This is a genomic window from Yoonia sp. F2084L (genome assembly GCF_023015625.1).
In the GTDB taxonomy this organism is placed as follows: Bacteria; Pseudomonadota; Alphaproteobacteria; order Rhodobacterales; family Rhodobacteraceae; genus Yoonia.
Genome location: NZ_JALKAH010000004.1, coordinates 297,329 through 319,418 on the forward strand (window position 1 = coordinate 297,329; position 22,090 = coordinate 319,418).

Consider the following 22,090-nt stretch of genomic DNA (forward strand, 5'->3'; position numbering starts at 1 on the left):
AAACGTGGATATTCAGCGCATTGCAGCTTTTAGCGCCAACGGAAAAGGCGGTAACCCCGCCGGGGTCGTCCTTCTCGACAAGGCTGTTCCAGAGGAGGACATGCAAAAGGTAGCGGCAGAGGTCGGATACTCCGAAACAGTATTCGCCGTTCCGGTAGAGGGGAAAGACGGATCGTGGCGCGTCCGCTATTTTTCACCCGAGTCGGAAGTATCGTTCTGTGGACATGCGACAATTGCGCTCGGGGCAGCACTTGGGCAACGCAACGGTTCGGGAACATACAAACTAGATCTGAACAACGCCTCGATCACTGTAGATGCCGCACCCTCGGGCGAAGGCATGGCTGCAACACTGGCCTCGCCGCCAACGAAAAGCCGCGCGATAACCGACGACGAGTCGCAGGATGCGATGGAGCTGTTAGGTCTGACCAAGGACGATTTGGACGTGCGACTGCCCCCAGCCCGCATTCACGGCGGCGCTGATCATCTTATGTTCGCACTCCATGACCGTGCGCGGCTGGCCGCAATGACTTACAGTCTTGATGAGGGGCGCGACATGATGCGGCAGCACAAACTCGTGACGATCATGCTGGTTCATATCGAAGGCGACCGCGTCTTCTCGGTCCGCAATGCTTTTGCGTCCGGGGGGGTTTTGGAAGACCCCGCGACTGGTGCGGCCGCAGCTGCCTTCGCCGGCTACTTGCGTGATCGCGGCTGGCCACATGGAAAACAGTTCACGATCCGGCAAGGCGAGGACATGGGTGCCCCGTCGATCATCGAGGTTCAGTTGAGCAGTGAAGCCGGGTCATCGGTCCTTGTCTCGGGCAGCGCACGTTTGATGCAGGCTGTCTAATTGCTCATCCACGCAAAGGACTTGGTTTGACGCCTCCACGAATTCTTCGCTACATCTTATCCAAGCTTTTGCGTGCTTGGGTTTAGTCATTGAGGTAATAGTCATCGTTACCTGACGTTCAACACTGATCAAAGCTATCGTCAGAGCCTAGCTGCCACGACACCCCAGAACCACACAGAACGTCCGCCAGGTGATCCACAGATCAAACCAAAACGTTGTATGGCGCAGATAGTAAAGATCAGCCGCGACCTTTTCTTCGATCCCATCAAGACCCTCGACATATCCCACCTCGGTTTGGGCATACCCGCTGATCCCGGGCAACATCTGATGGCGTTGCGCGTATCCGGGCACCTGCCGTAAGAAGACGATCGCATGGTCAAAGGCATCAGGACGCGGGCCAATCAGGCTCATTTCGCCGTGCAGAACATTCAGAATTTGCGGCAGTTCGTCCAAGCGACTTTTGCGCAAAAACCAACCAAGCGAAGAGATGCGGTCCGTTTCCAGAGCATCAAAGGCACCACGGTGGGTCTCGGTTTCGGGCAGCATCGTGCGGAACTTGATCGCTGTAAATGCGCGACAGTCTTGCCCCATACGTTTCTGGAGAAAAATCAACGGCCCTTGATTGAGAAACGGGTTCAAAATCAACAGGACCGCAGCCACAACCACAAGCGGGATCAACAGGATCAATGAGACACCCAGGTCAAACATCATCTTGGGAACGTGGCGCCGCCGAAGGCTGGTATCATAGGTCTGATCGTCAAATTCAAAAACATCGTTACGCAAGTCAAACACGCTAAATCCAGTCTCATTTCCCGCAAGCCGCGCGCCGATACGCTAGGCTTTTCATAGTTAAGGAAAATGAAATATCTCGGTTAAAGAGACATTAACCGCAGAGCCGTCAAACGGACTAAATCTGCCCATTCGGCACCAAGAGCCCAGTATTTTGTTAACTTTTACGTTATTTTCGGCGGGAAATGACCCTAAACGTTACTTTGAAACCGACGCACCCGTTTACCAAAAATGCACGGTTAGCGGGCTTTCGCCGCATCAGACCCATGCAGTGCGCCGCATCCACCACTACTCTGCGACAGGCAGGAAAACCCGCATCACAGTGCCGGTAGTTGCCGTATCAATGGAGAGCCCGCCACCCACGCGATCGGCAATGGACACGGCCATGGACAAGCCCAGCCCGGTGCCCTTGCCCACCGGTTTTGTTGTAAAGAAAGGGTCAACCACCGATTTGAGAAGGTGATCCGGGATGCCGCTGCCAGTATCGCTCACCTCGTAAATGACGTAAGATCCAGTGTTCAGGATACGATCCCCGACCACATGTGTCTCAGCGCGCACGTCGCTTTGCCGCACGGTCAGCTTGATTTGTCCGCCCGGTTTGGTGGCATCAACGGCGTTCAGGATAAGGTTCATCAATGCGGTGACCAACTGATCGGGATCAATTCTGACCGAACGGGGTGTGGACAGTGGCGTCATCGCAAACTGCAACGTAGGCGGCACAAGATGCGCCATCAGCACTGCGATGCTTGAAAGCGGCCCATTTGCGTCAACCGTTTGCATTTCAACCGGTGACTTGCGCGCATAGATCAGGATCTGGCTAACGATCTTTGCGGCGCGTGCGCTAGAGTGCTGGGCGGCAGTGATCACTTCATCCTTCTCGGCTTCAGTCTCAAGCTCTTTGTATAGTTCAAGATTGCCGGAAATCGCCGTCAGGATATTGTTGAAGTCATGGGCGATCCCGCCCGCCAACTGCCCCAAGGCTGATAGTTTTTGCGCCTGAAACGCCTGTTGCCGGGCCGCGTTTTCGGCCAAAATCCGTGTGCGCGCCGCCAACATGGATTGGGCCAGATAGAAGATCAGTGCAAACCAGCTGACCAAGATACCGATAATTGCCACAGGTTCGGTGATCTGTGGCAGAACCGAAATCAGCAGGGAAATCATAATCCCGCAAACAGCGGCGGTCGTGCCGACGATCAAGAAAAGTGGGGTATCCCCGCGATGCACCAGATGCACCAGTTGCGCGCCAACCAAAGCTGCACCAACAAGAACTTCGTTGCGGTCCGTATCAACCAGCATCAGCGATGGCATCCACAAAAAGCTGATGGTCATGGCGATGATCAGCAAATGGACAATGACTTGCTGTCCGAACGACACGAACTGCGACAACGATCGCATGTAAATCCGGTAAATCGCGTAACAAGCGACGTAGCCACCGCTCCACAAAAACGCAGTGTATTCTTGAGTGTAAAGGAAAAGCAGCACACTGCCGATCGGAACCCCGATCAGACGGACTTTGATATCCCAACCATTGCCACGTTCAAGCAGCAGCAGCCTGTCAATCTCGTCCCGGTGGTTCAGCCCAGTGCCAAAATGGCTTAAAATGTCAAAATTCATATTACAAAAAGTACATGCTCTCTCAGCCAGCTAGCGCCCCATGCGTCAACATAATACAACCCTAAGTAATAGAGAACAGCCATGTTAGGGAAAGAGGCAACTATGACAAAATGACCCAACGGGCGCGGAACGATCAGGTCCAAAACCGCCGATTGTTGATGTGGCGTGGATAAGTAATGCTTTGCGAGAGATGATGTTGGTAAATGGCGATCCGAGAAGGACTCGAACCCTCAACCTGCTGATTAGAAGTCAGCTGCTCTATCCAGTTGAGCTATCGGACCGCACGAGCGTTGGTATGGCGCGACAAACCTGTCTTTGGCAAGCCCTAGTGCGTCCAGGACCCACGACGGTTGGTCGCAAAGTTTTCACCATAACCGCCGGGGCGGATGTTGGCTTTGCGGGCTTTGGGTTCGCGCACGACCGCATCAATCCCACGCTCTTTTGCATAGTCCAGCGCCGCTTCTTTGCTGTCAAACTCAAGCTTGACCTGCGCTTGGGTATCGGACGATGACGTCCACCCCATCAAAGGATCAACCTCGCGCGCGGTCTCAGCCACATGCTCCAATACCCAATGCTTTGTCTTGGCTGTGCCTGACGACATTGCAGTTTTGGCTGGCTTGTAGATTCGTGCGCGCATCGCAACTCTCCTTTGGGTGATCTCTATATGTGCAAAACGACACGTTTACGCAAGCATTTGCAGCAGATATTGCCGCGGTTTCGGGCGTGATCCAGAACCTCTACCTCAGGCCCACTCACCACTACGCATGACCGGCACACGCTCACCTGTCTTTGTGATGCCGTCGATATCCACCGCATCAGAGCCCATCATCCAGTCGACATGGATGATGCTCTGATTACCGCCCTTTTGCTTCAACTCTTCAGGCGAAAACTCAGACCCGCCTTCAATCGTATCCGCATAGCATTGACCCAGCGCGATGTGGCATGATGCGTTTTCATCGAAGAGCGTGTTGTAAAACAAGGTCCCCGACTGGCTGATCGGGCTGGAGTGCGGGACCAGTGCGACCTCGCCAATCCGGCTTGCACCATCGTCCGTTTTCAGCAACGCCCTGAGCACATCCTCACCCTTGCTGGCCGTCGCCTCAACAATGCGGCCCGCCTCAAAGCGCACCGCGATATCCTCTATTACGTTACCCTGATGCGCCAGCGGCTTTGTCGCCGCGACAGTGCCGTCGACCTTATACGCGTGCGGACAGGTAAAGACTTCTTCGGTCGGGATGTTTGGCTGACAGATTACCCCATTCAGCGCAGGCGACGCACCGCCTTTCCAGATATGCCCATCGGCCAGTCCCAGATGCAGATCAGTCCCCGGCCCGCTATAATGCAACGCGCTGAAGTTCTGCGCATTCAACCAGTTCACCCGCTCTTTCAAGGTCGCCGTATGCGCAGCCCAGTTCGCCACTGGATCATCCCCATCCAGACGCGATGCGGCATAGATTGCATCCATCAACTTGCCCTGCGCCTCTTCCACAGGCAAATCGGGATACACCTTCGCAGCCCAGGCAGCCCCCGGATAGGCCACAATGTTCCAGTTGACCTCAAACCCCACAATCGGCGCCATGGCGGGTTTGGCGGCAATGGATGTAGCCTTGCTGAGGCGCGCCACCTTGGCTGGGTCCTGCTCGGACAACAACATCGGATCATCACCCGTAATTGCCATGCGGGCCGCACCACCTTTGAAAGCGGCCGCCATGCCCTCAAACAACCACCCCGGCGCGCGATCAAAGCTTTCGTCCGGTGCATGCTTATACCGAGCCAGCGTAATCGCATCATCATTGAAAAACGGCGTCACAATTCCCGCGCCCGCCTTATAGGCATGCACCGTAATCAGGCGCACCAGATCAAGGGCAGCCATAGGTGCCGTGATCACCAGATCCTGCCCGGGTTGCAGGTTCACACCCGTGCGCACGGCAACTTCGGCAAGACGGTCAAGTTTTACGGGATCAATATGGTCTGACATGAAAGCACCTTTGGTTTCCAACGGATCGCGACCCTATGCGCTTGGCGGCGAAGGTCAAGCCATCACCCTGCTGACACATCCTGTCAGCAGCCGCCCTTGAACCCTGTTTCAAACGGGTCAAATATATAGGGTACTTCAAAGGACCCCTCGCCATGACCGATACGGCAACCGATCCGCATCAATACCTGTCCAACCCCGCCCCTGACGTCAAAACCCGCGAAAAGCTGGAAGGCGGCAAGCAATTCGTCCTGAAAACCGAGTTTGAGCCGGCAGGCGACCAACCAACGGCGATCAAGGAACTCAGCGAAGGCATCCGCAACGGCGAGCGCGACCAGGTCCTGCTGGGTGCCACCGGCACCGGCAAGACCTTCACGATGGCCAAAATGATCGAGGAAACCCAACGCCCCGCGATCATCCTCGCCCCCAACAAGACCCTCGCCGCCCAGCTTTACGGCGAATTCAAAGGGTTCTTCCCCGAAAACGCCGTCGAATACTTCGTGTCGTACTACGACTACTACCAACCCGAAGCCTACGTCGCACGCTCGGACACCTACATTGAGAAAGAAAGCCAGATTAACGAACAGATCGACCGGATGCGCCACTCTGCCACCCGGGCACTTCTGGAACGCGACGATGTGATCATCGTCGCCTCCGTGTCCTGCATCTACGGCATCGGATCGGTCGAAACCTATGGGGCAATGACCCAAGACATCCACGTTGGCAAAATGTATGACCAGCGCAAAATTATCGCCGACTTGATCGCACAGCAATACCGGCGCAACGATGCGGCCTTCCAACGCGGCACCTTCCGGGTGCGGGGCGATAGCCTCGAAGTCTGGCCTGCCCACCTTGATGACCGCGCGTGGAAGCTATCGTTCTTCGGTGAAGAGCTTGAAAGCATCACCGAATTCGATCCGCTGACTGGCGAAAAGACGGACACATTTGAAAAGGTCCGCATCTACGCCAATAGCCACTACGTCACGCCCCGCCCGACGATGAACCAAGCCATCATCGGCATCAAAAAAGAACTGCGCATGCGGCTGGATCAGCTGGTCGGCGAAGGCAAACTGCTCGAAGCACAACGGCTCGAACAACGTTCCAACTTCGACCTCGAAATGCTGGAAGCCACCGGCGTCTGCAACGGGATTGAGAACTACTCCCGCTACCTCACAGGCCGCGCACCGGGTGAGCCGCCCCCTACCCTTTTCGAATTCATCCCCGACAACGCCATCGTCTTCGCGGACGAATCCCACGTCTCCGTCCCGCAAATCGGCGGCATGTACAAAGGCGACTATCGGCGCAAATTCACGCTGGCCGAACACGGGTTCCGCCTGCCCTCCTGCATGGATAACCGCCCGCTAAAATTCGAAGAATGGGACGCCATGCGCCCGCAATCCGTCTTCGTCTCGGCCACCCCCGCGGCGTGGGAGCTGGAACAGGCGGGCGGTGTCTTCACCGAACAAATCATCCGCCCCACTGGCCTGATCGACCCCCAAATCGAAATTCGCCCCGTTGAGATGCAAGTAGATGATCTGCTGGACGAGGTGCGCAAGGTCGCCGCCGACGGCTATCGCACGCTGGTTACGACGCTGACCAAACGCATGGCTGAAGACCTGACCGAATACATGCACGAACAGGGAATTCGCGTCCGCTACATGCATAGCGACATCGACACGATCGAGCGCATCGAAATCCTGCGCGACCTGCGCTTGGGTGCCTTCGACGTGCTGATCGGGATCAACCTGTTGCGCGAGGGGCTCGACATCCCCGAATGCGGATTGGTGGCCATCCTTGATGCCGACAAAGAAGGCTTCCTGCGCTCTGAGACCTCGCTGGTGCAAACCATCGGCCGCGCCGCGCGCAACGCCGACGGCCGCGTGATCATGTACGCCGACCGGATCACCGGCAGCATGGAACGCGCGATGAAGGAAACCGAGCGCCGCCGCGTCAAACAGCTCAAATACAACGAAGACCACGGCATCACACCGACAACGGTCAAAAAGAACGTCGAGGATATCCTCGCGGGCCTCTACAAAGGCGACGTCGACATGAACCGGGTGACCGCGAAGGTCGACAACCCGCTTGCAGGCGGCAACCTCGCCACCGTACTGGAAGGGCTACGCACAGACATGCGCAAAGCCGCCGAGAACCTGGAGTTCGAAGAGGCCGCAAGGCTACGGGACGAGGTCAAGCGGCTGGAAACGGTCGAACTGACAATAGCCGACGACCCACTGGCCCGGCAGCAGGCCGTGGATAAAGCGGTGGGTGATGCGCAGAAAGCGTCAGGGCGAAGTACTGGTGGCCGCGGCGGAATGCGCGGCGGCAAGTCACGTTATGGTGGAAAACGGAAGTAGATCAGCGAAAGACACCCAATTCCAGCCCGCGCGTGATACTCTGTGCGTCGTCCTGCAACTCCAGCACGCGCCGCTGAATTGCGGGGCTTGCTGCCACGGCAGGCACTCTGTCAATTTCATTCTTGAGCGTTGCAATCTCGGACACCAAGGTAGAACTTGCATCTGCCGCTTCTTCTAAGGCCGCACTCTGAACAACGATCACATCTTCGGCCTCTTTCAGCCTCACTTCCTGTGCTTCAACTTCAAGGCGTGCTTCTACCAGCATTGCATTCGTGCGTTCCAGTTCTTGCTGAGACGCAACAACCTGCTGTTCGATAGACTGCAACGAAGCTAGCGCCTCTTGCTCTTGCGCCAGTGCTTCGGCAGCTCGCGCAGCGGCAGCTTCGGCCGCCTCATCGCTTTCCCTAAACGCACCTAACGCCCGAGACACATCGACAGTCAGCGACGTCGGCTCATTGATCATGACTTCCTCATCACGGCTTATCGCGGCGCCATTCTTCAAAATACGGGGCGGTGGAAAGTCGAACCCTTCAAGATCATTGGGCAGAACAGCAACAACCAACCGATGTTGCCCGGTATTGTCATAAAGCAAGGCGGTCACAAAGCATCCCGCACCCACGACCATAAAGAGGCCAAGCAAAACCGCCTTTCGCGTCGAAAGCGTCGTCGTCACCAGCGTGAAGATAACCAAAACAAGCATGAGGCCCGCCAGCCCCAAAGGACCCCATTGCAGGAACTTCTCAAACGCACCAATTGCATCTGCATCCATTTTCTTTCCTTTCAAAAATCGTCCAAAAATACCAAATATTATAATGGGATTAGGATATCACATTTTGAAAACCGAGTCTTCTGTTGGCTGGAAACACAACAAACCTTGGGTGCGACTTCGTAGGTACCTTGCTGTATTTGGCGCGCTGAAACCGCACAACCTACAACGTTGCTAAACTCTAATATCTCATTCACACATCCACCGCATACCACCTTAACTCCCTAACCCGCACACAGCGTGTGTACGCATTGCATACGCCCCAATCCCCCATGAGAACTCAGCGTTAATGCATGATTCCCCGGCGCTAGCCCGTAATCGTCCACAAACCGCCTGCGTGCGTTGCATCACCCCAACCTTGCCCGCCGCGAACATCCAGCTACATCCTCTCCATGCGTACCATTCTCGCCTTCCTCCTCCTCGCCTCACCCGCCGCCGCGTGGGAGTTTTCGGCGAGCCCGATCTGCACCCTGACCGATACGTCCGACGCAGGCGACATCATCGTCACTTACGACCCTGCAATCACCGAATACACCGTCACCGTGACCCTGCCCGAAGGGCGCTGGCCGGGGGAGCCGATCTTCGGCATGGCATTCGCCAATGACCGCCCGATCAGCATCCAGACCGACCGGCACACGATCAGCGCCGATGGCCGCAGCATCACTGTTAAGGACCGCGGCTTCGGCAATGTCCTCAACGGATTAGAGTTCAACACACGCGCCTACGCGATACTCGGCGACACGACTGTCGGCATCGACCTCACGGGTATCGGCCCCGCCATCACAGCCTTCCGCGATTGCCCGGCAGACAACCTTGCCTAAAGCGTTCCGCGCCAAACAACCGCCCCATCACGCCAAGTGCCTCCGATCAAAACACCCTTCTTATCCGCATGCGGAAACCGCACGCGCCAATCGCGATATTTGTCATTGGTGACAACGCGCAAGTGATGATCCGTGGCAAACGCAAGGATGCCCTCATCCGCCACGACACCCTTATCGACAACGCAGACATGATGCGCAGGCGCACCAATCAGCGAAGCAATCTTGGCATCATCATAGTAATGATCATCAAGGACATAACCGACATTCGCGTCGAAAAAGACGATGGGAGTATATCCCTTATCTTCCAAATTCCGGAGTATACGTAGCACTACATTCAAAGATGGCTGTTCACCCCAATACAGCACATTTGACCCATCGACGAGAATAGCATTGGGCGGCAACCCTGCCCCGGCGATCTTGTCCGCACGCGGCTTTCGCAGCCTGCGCAGCACCATCAAAATGACGAAGGCTGCTAAGGCTGGCGCGAGCAAAAGAAAATCAGACAGCAGCACGATGATCAAACCAAAAAGGGCGAAAGATTTGCACCCTCGCCCTTGTTCTTTTGTCTGTCAATAAGGGGCTTAAATCAACCCTTACCCTTCCAAGGCACCAGCCATTTTTCGGCCTGCCGCATCAACATATCAATACTGAAACCGATGATACCGATCAGGATGATCCCCATCAAAACGATATCCGTGCTTTGGAATTTCGACGCCACCATGATCATCATGCCAGCCCCCTTTTCGGCGGCAACCAGTTCGGCCGCAACAACGGTCCCCCAGCACACACCCATCGCCACGCGGGCACCGGTAAAAATCTCGGGCAGCGAGTTGGGAATAATCACGTGGCGCATGATTTGCCACTTGGATGCCCCCAACGAATAGGCCGCATGCACCTTGGAAATCCGCACGCCGGACACACCGGAACGGGCCGCAATCGCCATAATCCAAAGGGCCGCGAGGAATAGCAGGATAATCTTGCCAACCTCACCAATACCCGCCCAGATGATCACCAGCGGGATCAGAGCAAGTGGTGGAACAGGGCGCATGAATTCCACAATCGGATCAAACCAACCCCGGAACCAGTTCGACAGACCCATCGCATAGCCCAAGGGTATGCCCACCAGCGCACCCAGAATGAAACCGACAATGACGCGGAACAACGAATAACCGAGGTGCTCAGCCAAGGTCGAGTTGCGATACCCAACCGTCGCGATCTCACCAAGGCGGCTCCAAACTGCTTCGGGTGCTGGCAGCCAGATAGGTTCCATCTGAATGCCTGTCGAAGGAACAATATTCAGTGTGCCTTTGTCCGACATTGCAACCCGTCCAAAATCCACATCAACCGATCCACCCGGTGTGATAGCCTGACCATCAACGGCAGTGATGAACGTCTCCTCATCGCGGCCCATTTCATCGTTGCGATCTACGCGTAGCAGCTCATTGCGGTAGACGGGGATGGCGATCGCATCGTTCTTTGCAATGCCGTCGCCCTCTTCCACCACCGGTGCGTCAACCTCTTCACCCGTTGGGTGCACGACAACCGAAACGGTTGCAGTATCACTGTCACCTGCCGGGGTTGTGATCGTATATTCAAAGCTGCTTTCACCAGTGAACGGGCCCGGCGCATGCATGAAGCTTGGCAAAAGTTGGGACCCAGTAAAGGTGCCCCAGAACACGAAGATCAACACAATGGAAATGATAGAGGCCGCCGTGTTCGATGTCACAGCGCTTTCATCGCCAAAGGTCACGGTCTTTAACGAGCCATAATCGCTTTTCGGCGTCAGCAAACGCTTCACACCGGACCAGATCACCATCATCAAAAGAATGATCAGAATATAGCCAATCACATAGGGTGCAGCGGCAAAGAGCGTCACAAGAACGGCCCAAAGTTCGCCCCAAAGGTTACCTAGCAATTCCATTATGCGTCCTCCGTCCGGCCCATGATTTCCTCTTCCATGTCCCAGATCATGCCCAAAATTTCTTCGCGCACTTCAGCGAATTTTGGATGCTTTTTGACATCACGCAGATCTTGACCAACGCCCATTTCCGCAAATGGCAAACGATATTCGGTATGAATACGGCCCGGACGCGGTGCCATGACAAGGAGCCGTTCGCCTAGCAACAACGCCTCTTCAACCGAGTGCGTAATCAGGATGATCGTCTTACCGGTCTCTTTCCACAGCTTCAGAACCAGACCTTGCATCTTTTCGCGGGTCAGCGCGTCAAGCGCACCCAGCGGTTCGTCCATCAAGATCACGTCAGGCTCATTGGCAAGGCAGCGGGCCAAAGCCACACGCTGCTGCATACCGCCAGACAGTTCGTAGACTGCCTTTTCCTTGAAGTCCTGCAGGCCAACAACATCCAGAAGGTGATCAACAATCTTGGCCTTCTCGGCCTTGGGCATACCCTTCATTGACGGACCAAAGCCTACGTTTTCACGCACGCTCATCCATTCAAACAAAGCGCCTTGTTGAAAGACCATACCGCGTTCGGCGTCTGGCCCTGTCACAGTGTGTCCGTTGAGAATGATTTTACCATCCGTTGGGGCTAGAAAGCCCGCGACGATGTTCAAAAGTGTCGTCTTACCACACCCCGATGGGCCCAGAACCGACAACAACTCCCCTGCTTTCAGATCAAGAGAGACGTCTTTCAACGCCTGCACCGATGACCCATTCGGCAGGTCAAAGCGCATTGATAGCTTATCTATTTGTAACCCTGACATGGCTTATTCCCATTGTTTCCCCTGAAAATTCTTGGCGCAGCGGCAAGGATTATCACGAGAAAAGATGGTATGCTGGCGCAGGAGAACCCGCGCCAGCAATCAAGCAATTTACATGTCGTTTACAGCCATCAGTGGGCCGGTGTTCACAGCGCCTTCGTAGCTATCCAAGGACGCTGGGATCGAACCGGATTCGACGAATACGTCGGCCACGCCCTTCATGAATGATGGTGCCGCGCCACCAAGCCAAGCTTCGGAAAGCTGCGTTGGTACGTCTGGAAACACGAATGTCGCCATTGTTTCGGCTGTGGCCGCTTCATCCATACCAGCGTCGTTTGCGATGACTGGCAACATAGCTTCAACGCCAGAACCATCGTTCCATGCTGCATTGGCCGCAGCAGTCACTTCGAGGAACTTTGCAACCAGATCACCGTTCTCAGCTACAAAGCCTGCTGGTGCGGATGTCACGTCAAATACCAGAATACCCAGTTCTTCTTTCTCAGCACCGCTCAGCAGCACGTTGCCGTGCTCTTTCATACGACGCAGCGCACCACCCCAACCGCAAGACATGTCAACTTGGCCTTGCGCCAAAGCAGCCGCACCTTCAGCAGGCGCCATGTCAACAACGTCAAGCGATGCAAGATCTACGCCGAAGTGATCCATCTGACGCAGGAAGCCATAGTGAGCAGCTGTGCCAAGTGGAACAGCGACTTTCTTACCTGCCAACTCATTGGCGCTATCGGCGTCGATTTCGAGGCCGGAGGAAACAACGCAGTTGTCGTTCTCAGCGTAGGATACAGCCACGTCAAGGATCTGCAGGTCTTGACCGGCAGATGTCGCCACAACGAATGGCGGCACACCTTGGCTGACTGCGATCTGCACGTCGCCGGATGCCATGGCCGCAGACATTGCTGTGCCGCTGTCAAAGCTGACCCAGTTTACCTTTACGCCCATCTCTTCATCATAGGTGCCGTTCACCTTCGCGTATTGAAATGGCATTGGCCACTCAAGGAAATAGGCAACGGTAATTTCGCCATGCCCAGCGGCAAAGGCCGTTGAGGCACCTGTCATCAGTGCAACGCCAGCAGCGGCACCCATAAGTGTGTTCTTGATGTTCATTGATCGTCTCCCGTGTTGTGGCTTGTGCGTGACAAGCCGATCTTTATGGCGAGTTTTTCCCGCCTTGATGCGATAGCTGAGCATGAAAAAGCTTGGGTTCCAAGCCCCAACATACGCAGCCGGTTGTCTGCCGCGCGAGCGGCGTCTGATTGGCCTTCTCGTTTCTTGGGTGCCCAAGAAAGCGACAAGTCAGGGCGCAGCGAAAGAAATTCAGGCCGCTGCGTCAATCATGGATATTCTGCCGCAGTAATGCAGAATGCTTGGCCAGGGCCCGGGACGCAACGCATTTGTACAATTTAATCATGGAGTTACCGATGACTGCAGTGTGCCAAGGCAGATATCCGCTCCGAATTTGGCTATATTCAAGCATCACAACTGGCCCTATTGGAAAGATGCACCCTACAGGCAAACTGCACCAGCTTTGGGCGGTATTGAAATTGGAATCGGGCCACCCACCCCCTTTTATTGATGGAGTAACGGACATGGACACGCTGAACTTCGCTAATGATCCTGAGCATGTGGTCGAAGCCGACCGCGCCCACGTCTGGCACCACCTGAGCCAACACAAACCGTACGAGACGGTCGATCCGCGCATCATCGTTGAAGGCAAAGGGCTTCGGGTTTGGGACATCAAAGGCAAAGAACACATTGATGCCGTGTCAGGCGGTGTTTGGACCGTGAACGTCGGCTATGGCCGAGAGCGGATCGGCAAAGCGATGGCTGATGCCGTAACAAAGATGTGTTTCTTCGGCGGCACTGCGGGCACAATACCCGGCGCACAGTTCGCTGAAATGCTAATCGACAAAATGCCCGGTCTGGACCGTGTGTATTATGCCAACTCCGGTTCTGAGGCGAACGAGAAAGCGTTCAAAATGGTCCGCCAGATCAGCCACAAGCACTATGGCGGCAAGAAGCAGAAAATCCTCTACCGCGAGCGTGACTATCACGGCTCCACCATCGCCACGATGTCGGCAGGCGGTCAGGATGAACGTAACGCGCAATATGGTCCGTTTACTCCGGGCTTTGTTCGTGTGCCGCATTGCATGGAGTACCGTTCACAGGACGGCAGCCTTGGCGAAGAATACGGCGCAAAGGCCGCGCAAGCGATTGAAGACGTCATTCTGGCCGAAGGTGCTGACACCATCGGCGCGCTGTGCCTTGAACCGATCACCGCGGGCGGGGGTATCATCGTGCCGCCAAAGGGGTATTGGGAGCGCGTTCAGGAAATCTGCAAAAAGTACGACATCCTGCTGCACATTGACGAGGTTGTTTGCGGTATTGGACGGACCGGCACTTGGTTCGGCTACCAGCAGTTTGGCGTGCAGCCTGACATCGTGACAATGGCAAAGGGCGTGGCCTCTGGCTATGCGGCGATCTCTTGCTGCGTCACAACGAACCGAGTCTTCGACATGTTTAAGGACGACACCGATCACCTTGGGTACTTCCGCGACATTTCAACGTTCGGTGGTTGCACCGCCGGGCCAGCCGCCGCGATCGAGAACATGAAGATCATCGAGGAAGAAGATCTGCGCGGCAACTCTGTTGCGATGGGTGAGCACCTGAAAGGCAACCTTCACGCACTGATGGAAAAGCATAAGTGGATCGGTGACGTGCGCGGCATGGGTTTGTTTGCTGGTGCTGAACTGGTCAAAGATCGTGATACAAAAGAGCCGGTTGACGAAAAGCACGTCGGTGCCATCGTCGCCGATTGTATGGCGCAGGGCATCATCATCGGTGCAACGAACCGGTCCCTGCCTGGCTACAACAACACGCTGCTGTTCGCGCCATCACTGATTGCAACCGCAGACGACCTTGATCAAGTGACATCTGCCGTTGACGAAGCGATCACTCGGGTCTTGGGCTAAAGATCAACAGGAGCAGGGATAACACTTTCCTGCTCCGCCACATCACACTTTTGATGCAGTGTGCTTGAGGTGGCGTACGTAGCAAAACAAATGCTGCCAAGCACGGCAATGAAGGCGATCTGCAAAAGTTTCATAGGCCATTCTCCTAAAGCGCATAGTCTTCAAACGATGCCGCCTCCGGTTTCCGTCGCAGACTTTGGTCATTCCGGCCTGATGGACACAGCGGCGACTTGCGCTTTCGGGTGATTAAGTCCAATCTGGCCACCTGATTAAGGCCAGTACATGTCGATTTCCGTTGAAACTTTCTTCCTAGATCCGTCAGCCGAGGGCACCCTGCAAGCCCGCATTCAGCAAATGGTCGCGCAGGGTATCCTCGCTGGCCGCTTTCGCCCCGGCGAACGCCTGCCATCATCGCGCAAGATGGCAGCCCATCTTGGGGTCAGTCGGATCACGGTAACACTGGCATATACGGAACTGGTGGCTGATGATTATCTCAGTTCTCGCGGACGGTCGGGGTACTTTGTATCCGAGAACGCGCCGGAACCACCCGCCTTCCCTGCTCAGCGCTTCAACACCGGCACGGTCGACTGGTCGCGCGCAATCGGGCAACGCTTTACGCCGGGCCTCATACTCGACAAACCTGCCGACTGGGCCAACTATCGTTATCAGTTTATTTACGGGCAAGCCGACAAGACGCTTTTTGACAGTGCGAACTGGCGCCTCTGTGCTTTGCGCGCATTAGGTATGCGCGACTTCAACGCGCTGACATCGGATTACTTCGACGGGGATGACCCGCAACTGGTGGATTTCATCGCTCGGCAAACTTTGCCGCGCCGCGGGATCCTTGCCAATACGGATGAAATTCTGGTGACGATGGGCGCACAAAACGCGCTTTGGCTCTCGGCGCAGGTGCTGCTGAACAGCCGCAGACGGGCCGCCATTGAAGACCCATGTTATCCCGCATTGCGCACGATCCTGACGCAGTCGCGCTGCCAACTGAGCGTTGTGCCAGTAGACGGGGATGGGCTGGCACCCGAGGCATTACCGGAAAGCACCGATGTCGTTTTCACAACCCCCAGCCACCAATGCCCGACTGCAGCAACGATGCCGCTGGCGCGCCGCAAAGCGCTTCTGGACAAAGCCGAGGCTGAGGATTTTGTCATTGTCGAAGACGATTATGAATTTGAAATGTCGTTTCTCAAATCACCCTCGCCATCTCTTAAATCGCTCGATCAAAACGGGCGGGTCATCTATGTAGGCTCTTTTTCAAAATCACTGTTTCCCGGGCTGCGGCTTGGCTATCTTGTTGGCCCCGCACCCTTTATCCGCGAAGCACGAGCACTGCGCGCGACCGTCCTGCGCCACCCACCTGGCCATATTCAACGCACGGTCAGCTACTACCTTTCATTGGGTCATTACGACGCATTAGTGCGGCGTATGGCCAAGGCCTACCACGAACGGCGGCAAGTCATGGATACTGCGCTTACCGCGCATGGCCTGACGATTGCGGGGCAAGGCACTTACGGCGGATCGTCCGTTTGGCTGCGCGCACCCGATGGCACCGACACCACCGCATTAGCTGCGCGTTTACGGGCCGATAGCGTCTTGGTTGAGCCCGGTGCGCCCTTCTTCGCGGACGAAAACCCACCTACGGAATACCTGCGTCTGGCTTACTCTTCTATTCCCTCAGCACGTATTCCAGAGGGAATTCGCTTGATTGCTGACGCGATCAGAAATAGATGATTATTGAGACCTGCGGTCTCATTAGTATTCCATTTGGCCTTAAGAACGAACGTCATCTGGACCTAACTGTCTTTGGTTGCAGAATTTAGTGTCACCGCAGCGAAAACGGGGGGATTCTGCGCCCTCTTTTTCTTATGAATTTTTAGGGAAGGACCCACCGCAATGAAGATGACCACTGAAGAAGCCTTCGTCAAAACACTCCAAGCGCACGGCATTCGCAACGCATTCGGGATCATCGGTTCTGCCATGATGCCAATCTCTGACATCTTCCCAAAGGCTGGGATCACTTTCTGGGACTGCGCCCATGAAATGACGGCCGGCATGATGGCTGACGGCTACACCCGTGCAACTGGCGAGATGTCCATGATGATCGCGCAAAACGGTCCGGGCATCACAAACTTCGTCACATCCGTGAAGACCGCCTATTGGAACCATACACCTTGCTTGCTGGTCACACCACAGGCGGCCAACAAGACAATCGGTCAGGGCGGCTTCCAGGAAATGGAACAGATGAACCTGTTCAAGGACTGCGTGGCCTATCAGGAAGAAGTCCGCGACCCGACACGTATCTGCGAAGTTCTGGCCCGCGTGATCTCCAAAGCGCACCGTCTGTCCGGTCCTGCCCAGATCAACATCCCACGTGATTTCTGGACACAAGTTGTCGACATCGAAATCCCTGAGCCGATCAACTTCGAAGTTTCCCCCGGCGGCACGGCTTCCATCTCGCAAGCGGCCGAAATGCTGTCCACCGCGAAATTCCCCGTGATCTTGAACGGCGCAGGCGTTGTTCTGGCCGAAGGCGGCATCGAAGCCTCTCGTGTATTGGCTGAAAAGCTGGACGCGCCTGTCTGCGTTGGCTACCAGCACAACGACGCATTCCCCGGCAACCACCCGCTATTTGCAGGTCCGTTGGGTTACAACGGCTCGAAAGCAGGCATGGAGCTGATCAGCAAGGCTGACGTTGTTCTGGCACTGGGTACACGTCTGAACCCGTTCTCCACCCTGCCCGGTTACGGTATTGATTACTGGCCCACAAACGCCAAGATCATTCAGGTCGACATCAACCCAGACCGCATTGGCCTGACCAAGAAGGTCACTGTGGGCATCGTCGGTGACGCTGCCAAAGTTGCCCAAGGCATTACAGCCCAACTTGCAGACACCGCTGGCGATGCGGGTCGCGCGGATCGCAAGAACATGATCGCGCAGACCAAATCTGCCTGGGCGCAGGAACTGACCTCGCTTGACCACGAAGAAGACGATCCGGGCACCACATGGAACGAGCGTGCACGCGCCGCACGTCCTGACTGGATGTCACCACGCATGGCATGGCGGGCTATTCAGGCCGCAATGCCCGAGGATGCGATCATTTCTTCCGACATCGGCAACAATTGTGCGATTGGTAACGCTTACCCAAGCTTCCCGACAGGTCGTAAGTATCTGGCACCAGGCCTGTTTGGTCCATGTGGCTATGGTCTGCCTGCGATCATCGGTGCGAAGATCGGCCAACGTGATGTGCCGGTTATCGGTTTCGCTGGTGACGGCGCATTCGGGATTTCGGTCAACGAGCTGACAGCGATTGGTCGTCGTGAATGGCCCGCCATCACACAGATCGTGTTCCGCAACTACCAGTGGGGTGCTGAAAAGCGGAACTCTACACTGTGGTTTAACGACAACTTTGTCGGGACTGAGCTGGACACGCAGGTGTCCTATGCTGGCATCGCCAACGCATGTGGTCTGAAAGGTGTCGAAGCCCGTTCAATGGACGAGCTGACGGAAGTTCTGAACCAAGCGATCAAGGACCAGATGGAGAACAACAAAACCACGCTGATCGAAGTCATCCTGAACCAGGAACTGGGTGAACCATTCCGCCGTGATGCGATGAAGAAGCCCGTGGAAGTTGCTGGTATCTCTGCATCCGACATGGCAGCTGAGTAAGCTTGCCATTCGACCTAGGCCCCGGCACAGCGGCGGCCCTTGCATTTGCTTTGCTTGGGGCCGCCTACGTCCGGGGCTATTCGGGTTTTGGGTTTTCGGCAATTTTCATTGCCTTTGCGGCTCTTGTGACAAACCCACTCCCTCTCATTCCGGTAGTCTTTGCATGCGAAGTGTTGATGACAGTCTTTCAAGCCCGCCAAATACGCGGTCACGTGGACTGGCGTCGGGTCTTATGGATGCTTGCCGGAGCCGCAATCGCACTGCCGTTTTCGGTCACTGTGATGTTATCAGTGGGCGAGGATACAGCCCGCGTGACAATATCCGCGATGATCTTGGTCCTGTCTTTGGTGCTGCTCACTGGTTGGACGCTCAAAACGCGCATCGGCCCCTTGGGCCACGGCGGCGTGGGCGTGATATCGGGCATGTGCAACAGCGCAGGGATCGGCGGGCTGCCCGTTGCCGCGTTCATGTCGGCACAGCCAATCGAGGCCGCAGTCTTTCGCGCCACAATGATTATCTATCTGACCGGGTTGGATATCATCACCCTGCCGCTGCTTTGGGCAGGCGGGTTGGTAACATGGGATACGGCCATTGCGGTCGCACTGGCCTTTCCCATTCTTGGTGTGGGCATATGGCTAGGCAGTCGCCAGTTTTTGTCCGCGTCGCCTTCGACATTCAGGCGCTTTGCGGTGATGCTGCTTCTAACGCTCGCCGTTCTGGGCCTAATCCGTGTTCTTCTAAGGATATAAAATGACCTCTCCGTTCCTATCAACCCGCGAGGCCGTGGCCCCCGCTGACCTCATCGCCCGCGCACAAACCTTTGGCCCACCACGCGTGGCCATCGCGCGCGCAGGCTCGCCCTTACCGATGGAAGCCGCCGAGGATGCGACCAAAGCAGGCATCATGGTGCCTGTCTTTGTGGGTGAGGCTGATATGATCAAAACCGAGGCCGCAAAGCTGGACTGGGACATCTCGGGCTACGCGCTGCACGACACCACAGGCGAAGAAGAGGCGGGGAAAACTGCCGCCGGTCTTTGTGGTGCCGGTGAGGCCGATGTTCTGATGAAAGGTCAGTTGCACACCGACGTCTTTATGAAATCCGCCGTCAGCCGCGATGCCGGTCTACGGACCGGTGCGCGCTTCGTTCATATCTTCCACATTTCACACCCCGATGGGGGTAAGCCCATTCTCATCTCGGATGCCGCCGTGAACGTGGCACCCGATCTGAAAACGCGACAGTCTTCAATTGTTGAAGTCAGAAACCTTCTGCACAAACTCGGCAACGACCGTCCGAAAATCGCGATCCTCTCAGCGACGGAAAGTGCCATTCCCTCGGTGCCATCGTCGATGGACGCCAAAGAACTGGCCGACTGGGCCAAGGCAAATGTGGACGGCCTTGATGTGTCCGGCCCTCTGGCGCTGGACCTAATCATATCGCCCGCAGCGGTCGCAACCAAGAAGCTGACCAATGATCCGGTGGCAGGTCACGCTGACGCGATCATCGTCCCCGACATCGTGTCAGGCAACGCGCTGTTCAAAGCCTTTGTCTACCTCACAGGCGGCTGTGCTGCTGGTGTGGTGACAGGCGCAAAGGTCCCAATCCTGCTAACATCGCGCGCCGACCCACCTGCCGCGCGTATTGCATCCGCCGCCCTTGCGGCCATTAGCTGCGGTTTGCCAAAATGATCCTTGTTCTGAACGCTGGCTCCTCCTCGTTAAAAATCGAGGTGTTTGATGAGGGCTTAGGCTCAGTCATCTCCGGCCGCGTGACAAACCTTGGCACGGCGGGTGAACTCAAACTGGGTGAGGCCAAAACAGAGGTCACCACCCATGATCATGCCCACGCTCTGGAACTGATGCTTGCCGCCTTGGCCGAAGCAGGCTACCCGATCACAGCGTTCAGCGCCGCCGCCCACCGCATCGTGCATGGCGGTGCAGTGATGACCCAACCCGCACGCCTACGCCCGCCGGTGATCGCAACCATTGAAAGCGTTATCCCGCTGGCTCCGCTGCACAACCCCAACAACCTGGCAGGCGTTTATGCCTTGCAGAGTATTGCGCCTGATCTGCCACAGTATTGCAGCTTCGGCACCGCCTTTCACGCAACCAATCCTGAGGTTGCAACGCGCTACGCGATCCCGCAAACACACCATGATGCAGGCATCCGGCGTTATGGTTTCCACGGGCTGTCTTATGCCAACATGGTCGCAGACTTCGGGGATGCGCTCCCTGAGCATCTGCTTGCCTTCCATCTTGGAAATGGGGCCAGCCTTTGTGCAATCCACAACGGCAAATCCATCGCAACATCCATGGGCTACTCGCCCTTATCTGGTCTGACAATGGGCACCCGCTCAGGCGATATCGACGGCGCCGCGGTACTGCGCATGTCAAAGTCACTGGGCGAAGATGAAACAGACCGGATGCTCAATAAGAACTCCGGGCTGCAAGCCTTAGCAGGCGACAACAACATGAAGACCCTATTGGAACGCGATGACGACGCGGCCAAGTTCGCGGTTGAGCATTTCTGCTATTGGGCAGCGCGCAACGCAGGGTCCGCGGTCGTGGCCATGGGGGGCCTTGATGCCGTCGCCTTCACCGGCGGCATTGGCGAGAACGCGGCCCCCATCCGCGACCGCATCATGGAACTTCTCGCATGCTTTGGTGATGTTCCGGTCCATGTCATCGCGGCCGATGAAGAAAAGCAAATCGCCCGCGACGCGCTCACCTTGATTGCCGAGGGTCGCTGAGTGTTTGAAAGCCTGCTCATAACTGTCGATCTGACTGGGCAGGAATTTCTGATCCTGACGGTAATCGTAATTGTGGCAGGCATCGTGCGCGGCTTTTCTGGGTTCGCTCTGTCGGCCATGATTATGGCAACGGCCATCATCATCCTGCCACCGATCGCGCTGATCCCGATGTTATGGTGGCTGGAGCTTAGCGCGTCACTTCTGATGCTCAAAGGCGGCTGGGCCGACGCAGATCGCGGGACGGCAATTGGTCTAGTCATTGGATCGACCGCAGGCTGGCCCATCGGGCTGTGGCTGACACTGAGCCTGCCGGTTGAAACCTCCAAGCTGCTGGCGCTGGGTGTGATCATCATCCTCGCGATTTCACAACTGAGCAAACTGAAACTAACTTTTCTTGCCACAAAATCCGGCCTCTATGGGACTGGTATTGTCGCGGGGATCGTCAGCGGCATTGCCCATGTCGGGGGCATGGTCGTGGCCCTGTATGTTCTGGCCAGTGACTCGCCAGCACGCCAGATGCGCGGATCACTGGTATTGTTTCTTTTTCTAGGGTCGCTGACGTCGATGATCACATTGCTGATCTTTGGCGTAATGGATTTTTCTGGCATATCGCGCGGGTTGGTCTTTGCCTTGCCAACGCTTTTGGGTGTCTATCTGGGGCAAAAACTGTTCACGCCGGGCCTTGAAAAATACTACCGCAGCTTTTGTCTGACCCTGCTTTGCGTTTTGGCGTTGGTGAGCATGTTGCGCACGTTGGCCACATCGTGATCACTGTAAGCCCTCAAAGC

At 56.0% G+C, this 22,090-nt stretch carries 21 protein-coding genes and 1 tRNA gene; 11 read left to right on the forward strand and 11 right to left on the reverse strand.

Annotated elements, in window-relative coordinates:
• Window positions 1-4 precede the first annotated feature (4 nt).
• Window positions 5-850 carry a PhzF family phenazine biosynthesis protein gene (locus tag MWU60_RS13200; protein ID WP_247227839.1) on the forward strand — a complete coding sequence of 282 codons (846 nt, stop codon included), beginning with the start codon at window positions 5-7 and terminating at the stop codon, window positions 848-850.
• A 147-nt stretch (window positions 851-997) separates the two neighbouring features.
• Here the strand turns inward: MWU60_RS13200 and MWU60_RS13205 are convergent, their stop codons facing one another.
• The 5 genes from MWU60_RS13205 to MWU60_RS13225 form a co-directional block, all read right to left on the reverse strand.
• A complete protein-coding gene (locus MWU60_RS13205) occupies window positions 998-1,633 on the reverse strand; it encodes a sugar transferase (protein ID WP_247227840.1) in 636 nt (211 codons plus the stop codon).
• A gap of 294 nt (window positions 1,634-1,927) precedes the next feature.
• On the reverse strand, window positions 1,928-3,253 hold the full coding sequence (locus MWU60_RS13210) for an ATP-binding protein (RefSeq protein WP_247227841.1): 1,326 nt from the start codon (window positions 3,251-3,253) through the stop codon (window positions 1,928-1,930).
• Between the two features lie 204 nt (window positions 3,254-3,457).
• Window positions 3,458-3,534, reverse strand: a tRNA-Arg gene (locus MWU60_RS13215).
• Window positions 3,535-3,578: 44 nt separating this feature from the next.
• Window positions 3,579-3,890 (reverse strand): ETC complex I subunit, encoded by a 312-nt coding sequence (locus MWU60_RS13220; protein ID WP_247227842.1) that lies wholly within the window; start codon window positions 3,888-3,890, stop codon window positions 3,579-3,581.
• Window positions 3,891-3,995: 105 nt separating this feature from the next.
• The gene (locus MWU60_RS13225) at window positions 3,996-5,231 is read right to left on the reverse strand and encodes an aminopeptidase (RefSeq protein ID WP_247227843.1); all 1,236 of its coding nucleotides are present in this window, start codon (window positions 5,229-5,231) and stop codon (window positions 3,996-3,998) included.
• Between the two features lie 152 nt (window positions 5,232-5,383).
• On the opposite strand from MWU60_RS13225, the gene uvrB reads away from it, so the two are divergent.
• The gene (gene uvrB / locus MWU60_RS13230) at window positions 5,384-7,585 is read left to right on the forward strand and encodes an excinuclease ABC subunit UvrB (RefSeq protein WP_247227844.1); all 2,202 of its coding nucleotides are present in this window, start codon (window positions 5,384-5,386) and stop codon (window positions 7,583-7,585) included.
• 1 nt (window position 7,586) lies between these two features.
• Here uvrB and MWU60_RS13235 read toward each other — a convergent pair whose 3' ends face one another.
• Window positions 7,587-8,354, reverse strand: coding sequence for a hypothetical protein (locus MWU60_RS13235; RefSeq protein WP_247227845.1), 768 nt, complete (start codon window positions 8,352-8,354; stop codon window positions 7,587-7,589).
• A 389-nt stretch (window positions 8,355-8,743) separates the two neighbouring features.
• On the opposite strand from MWU60_RS13235, the gene MWU60_RS13240 reads away from it, so the two are divergent.
• Complete coding sequence (locus MWU60_RS13240; protein WP_247227846.1) at window positions 8,744-9,172, forward strand: excinuclease ABC subunit B; 429 nt, start codon at window positions 8,744-8,746, stop codon at window positions 9,170-9,172.
• On the opposite strand, the gene MWU60_RS13245 is transcribed toward MWU60_RS13240, so the two are convergent.
• The 4 genes from MWU60_RS13245 to MWU60_RS13260 all read right to left on the reverse strand — a co-directional run bounded on the left by MWU60_RS13245 (window position 9,169) and on the right by MWU60_RS13260 (window position 13,012).
• Window positions 9,169-9,684, reverse strand: coding sequence for a hypothetical protein (locus MWU60_RS13245; protein WP_247228018.1), 516 nt, complete (start codon window positions 9,682-9,684; stop codon window positions 9,169-9,171). The genes MWU60_RS13240 and MWU60_RS13245 overlap by 4 nt on opposite strands.
• A gap of 74 nt (window positions 9,685-9,758) precedes the next feature.
• The gene (locus MWU60_RS13250; RefSeq protein WP_247228019.1) at window positions 9,759-10,991 is read right to left on the reverse strand and encodes an ABC transporter permease subunit; all 1,233 of its coding nucleotides are present in this window, start codon (window positions 10,989-10,991) and stop codon (window positions 9,759-9,761) included.
• Between the two features lie 101 nt (window positions 10,992-11,092).
• On the reverse strand, window positions 11,093-11,896 hold the full coding sequence (locus MWU60_RS13255) for an ABC transporter ATP-binding protein (RefSeq protein ID WP_247227847.1): 804 nt from the start codon (window positions 11,894-11,896) through the stop codon (window positions 11,093-11,095).
• Between the two features lie 108 nt (window positions 11,897-12,004).
• On the reverse strand, window positions 12,005-13,012 hold the full coding sequence (locus MWU60_RS13260; protein ID WP_247227848.1) for an ABC transporter substrate-binding protein: 1,008 nt from the start codon (window positions 13,010-13,012) through the stop codon (window positions 12,005-12,007).
• Between the two features lie 82 nt (window positions 13,013-13,094).
• Between MWU60_RS13260 and MWU60_RS13265 the strand changes: the two genes are divergently transcribed.
• Complete coding sequence (locus MWU60_RS13265) at window positions 13,095-13,262, forward strand: hypothetical protein (protein WP_247227849.1); 168 nt, start codon at window positions 13,095-13,097, stop codon at window positions 13,260-13,262.
• Window positions 13,263-13,494: 232 nt separating this feature from the next.
• A complete protein-coding gene (locus MWU60_RS13270) occupies window positions 13,495-14,877 on the forward strand; it encodes an aminotransferase class III-fold pyridoxal phosphate-dependent enzyme (protein ID WP_247227850.1) in 1,383 nt (460 codons plus the stop codon).
• Here the strand turns inward: MWU60_RS13270 and MWU60_RS13275 are convergent.
• Window positions 14,874-15,011: a hypothetical protein gene (locus MWU60_RS13275; protein WP_247227851.1), complete on the reverse strand. Its 138-nt coding sequence runs from the start codon at window positions 15,009-15,011 to the stop codon at window positions 14,874-14,876. The genes MWU60_RS13270 and MWU60_RS13275 overlap by 4 nt on opposite strands.
• A gap of 148 nt (window positions 15,012-15,159) precedes the next feature.
• Between MWU60_RS13275 and MWU60_RS13280 the strand changes: the two genes are divergently transcribed.
• The 6 genes from MWU60_RS13280 to MWU60_RS13305 all read left to right on the forward strand — a co-directional run bounded on the left by MWU60_RS13280 (window position 15,160) and on the right by MWU60_RS13305 (window position 22,070).
• Entirely contained in the window at window positions 15,160-16,620 is a 1,461-nt protein-coding gene (locus MWU60_RS13280; protein WP_247227852.1) for a PLP-dependent aminotransferase family protein, read from the forward strand.
• Window positions 16,621-16,782: 162 nt separating this feature from the next.
• Window positions 16,783-18,555 carry a sulfoacetaldehyde acetyltransferase gene (gene xsc / locus MWU60_RS13285; RefSeq protein ID WP_247227853.1) on the forward strand — a complete coding sequence of 591 codons (1,773 nt, stop codon included), beginning with the start codon at window positions 16,783-16,785 and terminating at the stop codon, window positions 18,553-18,555.
• 2 nt (window positions 18,556-18,557) lie between these two features.
• Window positions 18,558-19,304 carry a sulfite exporter TauE/SafE family protein gene (locus tag MWU60_RS13290; RefSeq protein WP_247227854.1) on the forward strand — a complete coding sequence of 249 codons (747 nt, stop codon included), beginning with the start codon at window positions 18,558-18,560 and terminating at the stop codon, window positions 19,302-19,304.
• A 1-nt stretch (window position 19,305) separates the two neighbouring features.
• Complete coding sequence (locus MWU60_RS13295) at window positions 19,306-20,241, forward strand: phosphate acyltransferase (RefSeq protein ID WP_247227855.1); 936 nt, start codon at window positions 19,306-19,308, stop codon at window positions 20,239-20,241.
• Complete coding sequence (locus MWU60_RS13300; RefSeq protein WP_247227856.1) at window positions 20,238-21,302, forward strand: acetate kinase; 1,065 nt, start codon at window positions 20,238-20,240, stop codon at window positions 21,300-21,302. Before MWU60_RS13295 ends, MWU60_RS13300 begins: the two co-directional genes overlap by 4 nt.
• On the forward strand, window positions 21,303-22,070 hold the full coding sequence (locus tag MWU60_RS13305; protein ID WP_247227857.1) for a sulfite exporter TauE/SafE family protein: 768 nt from the start codon (window positions 21,303-21,305) through the stop codon (window positions 22,068-22,070).
• The last annotated feature ends 20 nt before the right edge of the window (window positions 22,071-22,090 follow it).